At 69.4% G+C, this 6460-nt stretch carries 6 protein-coding genes; all 6 read left to right on the forward strand.

Annotation, left to right across the window (positions count from 1 at the left end):
• The first annotated feature begins 11 nt into the window (after positions 1-11).
• The 6 genes from AAHA49_RS16545 to AAHA49_RS16570 all read left to right on the forward strand — a co-directional run bounded on the left by AAHA49_RS16545 (position 12) and on the right by AAHA49_RS16570 (position 6413).
• Positions 12-773, forward strand: coding sequence for a DeoR/GlpR family DNA-binding transcription regulator (locus AAHA49_RS16545; RefSeq protein WP_342039024.1), 762 nt, complete (start codon positions 12-14; stop codon positions 771-773).
• On the forward strand, positions 770-1717 hold the full coding sequence (pfkB, locus tag AAHA49_RS16550; protein ID WP_342039025.1) for a 1-phosphofructokinase: 948 nt from the start codon (positions 770-772) through the stop codon (positions 1715-1717). The genes AAHA49_RS16545 and pfkB overlap by 4 nt, the downstream gene beginning before the upstream one ends.
• Before the next feature lie 41 nt (positions 1718-1758).
• Positions 1759-3942, forward strand: a complete 2184-nt coding sequence (locus AAHA49_RS16555) for a PTS fructose transporter subunit IIABC (protein ID WP_342039026.1) — start codon at positions 1759-1761, stop codon at positions 3940-3942.
• Between the two features lie 74 nt (positions 3943-4016).
• The gene (locus AAHA49_RS16560) at positions 4017-4286 is read left to right on the forward strand and encodes an HPr family phosphocarrier protein (protein WP_009380974.1); all 270 of its coding nucleotides are present in this window, start codon (positions 4017-4019) and stop codon (positions 4284-4286) included.
• Complete coding sequence (gene ptsP, locus AAHA49_RS16565; RefSeq protein ID WP_009380973.1) at positions 4283-6004, forward strand: phosphoenolpyruvate--protein phosphotransferase; 1722 nt, start codon at positions 4283-4285, stop codon at positions 6002-6004. The genes AAHA49_RS16560 and ptsP overlap by 4 nt, the downstream gene beginning before the upstream one ends.
• A gap of 127 nt (positions 6005-6131) precedes the next feature.
• Positions 6132-6413 (forward strand): hypothetical protein, encoded by a 282-nt coding sequence (locus AAHA49_RS16570; RefSeq protein ID WP_342039027.1) that lies wholly within the window; start codon positions 6132-6134, stop codon positions 6411-6413.
• Positions 6414-6460 lie beyond the last annotated feature (47 nt).

Below are 6460 nucleotides of genomic sequence, written 5' to 3' on the forward strand. Positions count from 1 at the left end.
ATTATGAACATGTGTACGCCGCCGAACGCCAACAGACCATCCTCGACGCCGCGAGATCGCGGGGCCGAGTCGAGGTCACTGCTCTCGCTGAACAGCTCAATGTGACAGCCGAGACGATCCGCCGGGATCTCACTGCCCTCGAGCGGCGCGGACTCCTCAAGCGCATGCACGGCGGCGCGATCCCCGCCGACGCCGTGGCGCTCGAGCCAGCACTCGAAGAGCGCATCGGACACCGGGCCGCAGAGAAGCAGCGGATCGCCCTGCGCGCGATCGAAGAGTTCCCCGACGGCGGCAGCGTCCTCCTCGACGCGGGCACGAGCACGCTCGCGATCGCCCACGCCCTGCCCGACGACCTGTCCCTGACCGTCGTCGCCAACAGCCCGATGATCTGCGCGATCCTCGCCTCGAAACCCGGCATCACCCTTCTCCAACTCGGCGGCCGGGTCCGTGAGCGGACGGGAGCCGCCGTCGGCCGCTGGACCACCGACGCGCTGGCCGAACTGACCATCGACGTCGGCTTCATCGGCGCCAACGGCTTCGACGCCGCCCGCGGTCTGACGACCCCCGACGAATCCGAGGCCGCAACCAAACGGGCGATGGTCGAGGCCTGCCGCTCCACGGTGCTCGTCGCCGACTCGAGCAAAGCCGCACACGCCCACCTCCACCGCTTCGCCGCCATCGACGAGGTCGACCTCATCATCACCGATGCCGGCATCGACGAGTCCGTCGCCGAATCCCTCCGCGCGGCCGGACCGAAGGTCGCCGCCGTATGATCATCACGCTCACCCCGAATCCCAGCGTGGACCGGGCCATCACCGTCGGCGCGCTGCGTCGCGGCCATGTCCTGCGCGCCGCCTCCTCCCGCGTCGACCCTGGCGGCAAGGGCGTCAACGTCGGTCGGGCCCTGACATCCATGGGCGCCCGCCCGCTCGTCGTCGCCCCCTCAGGAGGGCCCGAAGGAGCCCTGTTCGAGTCGCTGCTCAGTGCCGACGACATCCCCGCCGAGGTGGTCCCCATCGCTGAGAGCATGCGCATGAACATCAGCGTGCTCGAGCCCGACGGCACGACGACGAAGCTCAACGAAGCCGGACCCGAACTCACCAGCGTTGAGGTCGACTCCCTGCTGGCAACAACGCTCGACCACGCGGGCCCCGGCGTCTGGATCGCCGGCTGCGGCAGCCTCCCGCCGGGAGCGCCCGCCGACCTCTACGCCTCGCTTGTGCGCGAGGCCAAGAGCCGCGGCGCCCGCGTCGCCATCGATTCCTCGGGGACCCCGTTCGAGGCTGCCGTCGCCGCCGGCCCCACACTCATCAAACCCAACCGCGTCGAACTCGCTGAACTCTGCGGACGACCCCTGGCCCACCTCGGCGCGGTGATCGAGACTGCGCGCGAACTCGTGGGAGGCGGCATCGAGAACGTCGCCGTCAGCCTCGGCCGCGACGGTGCCGTGCTCGTCACCGCTGACCAGGCCATCCACGCGACCGCGGTGATCTCCGACCCGGTCTCGACCGTGGGCGCCGGTGACTGCATGCTCGCCGGACTGCTGCTCGGCCTCGACGACGACACCGAGCCCCGGAGCGCACTCGCCCAAGGCGTGACCTGGGGAGCCGCCGCCGTGCGGCTCGAGGGCACAGCGGTGCCGACCCCGGCCGACCTGGTCGACATCCCCCTGACGATCTCGAGCGAACCCGACCTCGCTCTGCCCCTGGACGACTGATTCGCGCCCGAACGACGGACCGAATGACGAAAGGAATCGACATGCCGCTGATCAATGACGAACAGGTCCTGCTCGACCTGGGCGGGGCCGACCGCCCCGAGGCGACGCGCAGACTCGCCGAATGCCTCGTGGCGACCGGTCGCTGCACCGACCTCGAGCTCTTCGTCGCCGACGTCGAAGAGCGCGAGTCGAAGACGGCGACGGGCCTGCCCGGCGGAATCGCCATCCCCCACGCCCGCAGCGCCGCCATCACCGAGCCGTCCCTCGTCTTCGGCCGGACCACCGACGGCATCCCGTGGGGCGCGAAGGGCGGCCCCGCCCACCTGGTCTTCCTCATCGCGGCCCCTGCCGACGGCGGCGACGCCCACATGAAGGTGCTCCCGCAGCTGGCCCGCGCCCTCATGCGCGAGGACTTCCGCACCGCCCTCCTCAACGCCCAGACCCCCGCCGAGGTCGTCGCGATCGTCGACGAGCAGGTGCGCCTCGAACCCGCAGAGGCATCCCCGACGGAATCGCAGGCCGCCCCCGCCGAGGCGGTCGAACCGAAACCCGACACCACCGCTTCGGCCGCCCCCGCAGCCGCAGCACCCGCGGACACGACCACCGCCTCGGCGAGCGATGCCCCATCCACGGCCGAGGTTCCTCAACCGGCAGCAGCCACCTCGGCGGGCGAGTCCGCACCGACCGACCGACGCTACCGGTTCGTCGGGGTGACCTCGTGCCCCACCGGCATCGCCCACACCTACATGGCCGCCGAGGCGCTCGAGAACGCCGCCCGCGACGCAGGCTTCGAGATCGTCGTCGAAACGCAGGGATCGGCAGGGTCGACCCCGCTGACCGCGGCACAGATCGCCGAGGCGGACGCCGTCATCTTCGCCCACGACGTCGAGGTGAAGGAACGGGCACGCTTCGCCGGCAAACCGACTCTCGACGTCGGCGTGAAGAAGGCGATCTCGGAGGGACCCCAGCTCATCAGCAGGGCCGCCGAACTGGCCGCAGCCGGACCGACCGAGGCCACCGCCTCGGCGATCATCGACGAACGGACCGAAGACGAGGCGACCGAACGGCTCGGATTCGGCACCAAGCTGCGGCAGTGGCTGATGACGGGCGTGTCGTACATGATCCCGTTCGTCGCCGCCGGCGGCATCCTCATCGCCGTCTCCTTCATGCTCGCGCAGATCGCTCTCGGGGAGAACGGGGCGATCGAGATCGTCAAGTACAGCCTCACCGGTGACGACCAGTACAACATCGCCCAGAACTTCGACCTCGTCAGCCTGACCTCATGGGCGGCGCTGGCCTACGTCATCGGAGCCGCGTCGTTCGGGTTCCTCGTCCCGATCCTCTCCGGCTACATCGCCTTCGCGATCGCCGACCGACCCGGGCTGGTGCCCGGCATCGTCGGCGGATTCGTCGCGGTGACGATGAACGCCGGCTTCCTCGGCGGCATCGTCACGGGCCTGCTCGCCGGCGCCGTCGCGAAGTGGATCTCGAGCTGGAAGGTGCACAAAGGGGTGCGCGGTGTCATGCCCGTCGTCGTCATTCCGCTGCTCTCGACGCTCATCACCGCCGGTCTCTTCATCACCGTCCTCGGCCGACCCATCGTCGCGCTCATGAACGGACTCAACGAGGGACTCAACGGGCTGACCGGGGGCGGAGTCGTCGTCCTCGGACTCATCCTCGGCGCGATGATGGGCTTCGACCTGGGCGGTCCCGTCAACAAGGTCGCCTACGGGTTCGCGACTGCCGGTCTCTCTGCCGCGGGCACCGCGATGGACGCCCCGCAGCTGAAGATCATGGCCGCGGTCATGGCCGCCGGGATGGTTGCGCCGCTCGCGCTCGCGCTGGCGACGACCATCGCACCGAAGCTCTTCTCCGCCCCCGAGCGCGAGAACGGCAAGGCCGCATGGCTGCTCGGCGCGTCCTTCATCTCCGAAGGGGCGATCCCCTTCGCCGCGGCGGATCCGATCCGCATCATCATCGCCTCGACGATCGGATCGGCGGCGACCGGCGCCCTCGTCATGTTCTTCGGGTCGACGCTGCTCGCACCCCACGGCGGCATCTGGGTGCTCCCGCTCATCGGCCAGCCGCTGCTCTTCGTGCTCGCCCTCGCCGTCGGCGTCGCCATCACCGCCGCCCTCGTCGTCCTGCTCAAGGCGCTCGCGGCCCGGCGCCGGGCTGAGAAGGCTGCCGACAGCCTTCCCGAGGCGGCCCCGGTCGCCGCATGATCAGACCTCGCACCACCCGCACCATCGCACCGCACAGTTCACGCACCACAACTCACGCACCACAAGGAGAGATCATGGCAACTCGCACCGTCACCATCGCCTCGACCGTCGGACTCCACGCTCGCCCGGCCTCGCTCTTCGTCGAAGCCGTCTCCGAATCCGGGGTCGACGTCGAGATCAGCCGCCCCGGTGAGGACGCCGTCGACGCCGGCAGCATCCTCGGCGTCATGGCCCTCGGTGCCAAGCACGGCGAAGAGGTCGTCCTCTCCGCTGAGGGTGAGGGCGCCGAGGCGGTCCTCGATCGTCTCGTCGACCTGCTCGCCACGGACATGGACGCACAATGAGCGGCCACGGCGAGGCCCTCGGCGCGCCCGCTGCGGGGGCGGAGTCGGCGACGCTCCACGGAATCGGAGTGAGCCCGGGATCCGCGTACGGGCCCGTCGTCCAGGCGGCAGCGCCGGTCGCGCCTCCCGAGGATGAGCCGGCGGCGGAGGATCCGGCGGCGGCCTCGGAGCAGGCCATCGCGAGCTTCATGCACGTCGCCGACACGCTCGATCAGAAGGCGCTGAGCGCCGATCCGACGGCCCGCGACATCCTCAAGGCTACGGCGATGATCGCCCGCGACCGGTCGCTGCACCGTGAGGTGACGAAGCGTCTCAACGCGGGGAAGGGCCCGGCAGGTGCCGTCGCCGAGGCGATCGAGGTGTTCGCGGCACAGTTCGAAGCCCTCGGCGGGTACTTCGCCGAACGCGTCACCGACCTCCGTGACGTCGGGGCCCGGGCCATCGCCGAGGTGCTCGGGAAGCCTGCGCCGGGACTGCCGACGCTGACCGAACCGAGCATCGTCGCAGCCGAGGACCTCGCGCCCGCGGAGACCGCGACGCTCGACCGTTCCCTCGTGCTCGGCATCGTCACCCGGGCCGGCGGGCTGACGAGCCACACCGCGATCCTCGCCGCGCAGATGGGGATCCCCGCCGTCGTGCAGCTGCCGGAGGCGACGGCGATCCCGATGGGCACTCCGCTGCTCATCGACGGTGGCAGCGGTGAGGTCGTCGTCCGTCCGGATCCGGAGTCCGTGGAGGCGCAGCGGCAGCGTCGTGAACGACGTGCGGCAGCGCTCGCCGAGGTGAGCGGTCCGGGTGCGACATCCGACGGTCACCGGGTGGCGGTGCTGGCCAACATCGGGGGAGTCGATGACGCGGAGCTCGCCGGCGCCGAGGATGTCGAAGGGGTCGGTCTCTTCCGCACCGAATTCGTCTTCCTCTCCGCTGTCAGCGCCCCGAGTGTTGAGGAGCAGACGGAGATCTATCGGAAGGTGTTCGCCCCGTTCGCGGGTCGTCGCGTCGTCGTGCGCACCCTCGATGCGGGTGCCGACAAGCCGCTCGCGTTCGCTGACCTGGGGCCGGAGGAGAATCCGGCGCTCGGGCGACGGGGTCTGCGTCTGTCCCAGGCGAGGCCGGATGTGCTCACGGCTCAGCTCGAAGCGCTCGCGGCTGCGGCGGAGGCGACGGGTGCCGATGTCAGGGTCATGGCCCCGATGGTCTCGACCGCGGCGGAGGCCCGATGGTTCGCAGACCAGGTGCGGGCCAACGGTCTCGCCTCGGCGGGCGTGATGATCGAGGTGCCTGCGGCGGCGCTGCGTGCCCGACAGGTGCTTCAGGCCGTCGACTTCGGCAGTCTCGGGACGAACGACCTCGCGCAGTACACGATGGCGGCCGACCGGATGGAAGGCGAGCTCTCGGAGCTGCTCGACCCATGGCAGCCTGCCGTGCTGTCGATGATCGCCGCAGCCGCCGACGGTGCGAAGGCCGCTGGCAAGCCGCTCGGTGTCTGCGGGGAGTCCGCGGGTGATCCGCTGCTCGCGCTCGTCCTCGTCGGTTTGGGAATCACGAGCCTGTCGATGGCTCCGGGCAAGGTCGGTGCCGTGAGGCTGGCATTGCGGAGCCATGCGTTCGACGACTGTCGTGCCCTCGCCGAGGCGGCGCTCGCCGCCGAGTCGCCGGAGGAAGCCCGCGAAGCCGTTCGCGCAGGCGCGGCACCCGAACTGCTCGACCTGCTCTGAGACGGCTCAGCCGGGGTCGGCGGCCACCGTGTGGTGGGCGTCGTCGAGAGTGGTCGGTTCGCCGCGCAATAAGAGTTTCATTGGATTTGTCACATTCGGGACGATGCGAATGTGGTCTGATTGCGACATGCGCGAAAAGATGACAGTGACGTTTGAAACACTGCTGAACGGTTACATCGACGCACACCTCCGTTTCGAAACAGCAAGGCGTACCCAGAGTGCTGAAGCAACATTCCTCCCGCTTTTCGAAGCACTTAACTGGGCCGTTGTGATGGATGATCATATCGTTCATCACTGGAAGCCTGGGGGTGAGTTGCTGAAATACCGATGGAGAGATCTCCTGGAAGTAGAAGAGCGCGCGACAATCAGAGGAATCCGGCTCTTCGTAATTGAGAGTGTAGATCGGTGATTCCAGGACACGGCGAGTCGCTGCGCGGATAGACGTCGAGGTCTTCC

This window comes from Brevibacterium ammoniilyticum, assembly GCF_038429965.1.
GTDB lineage: Bacteria > Actinomycetota > Actinomycetes > Actinomycetales > Brevibacteriaceae > Brevibacterium > Brevibacterium ammoniilyticum.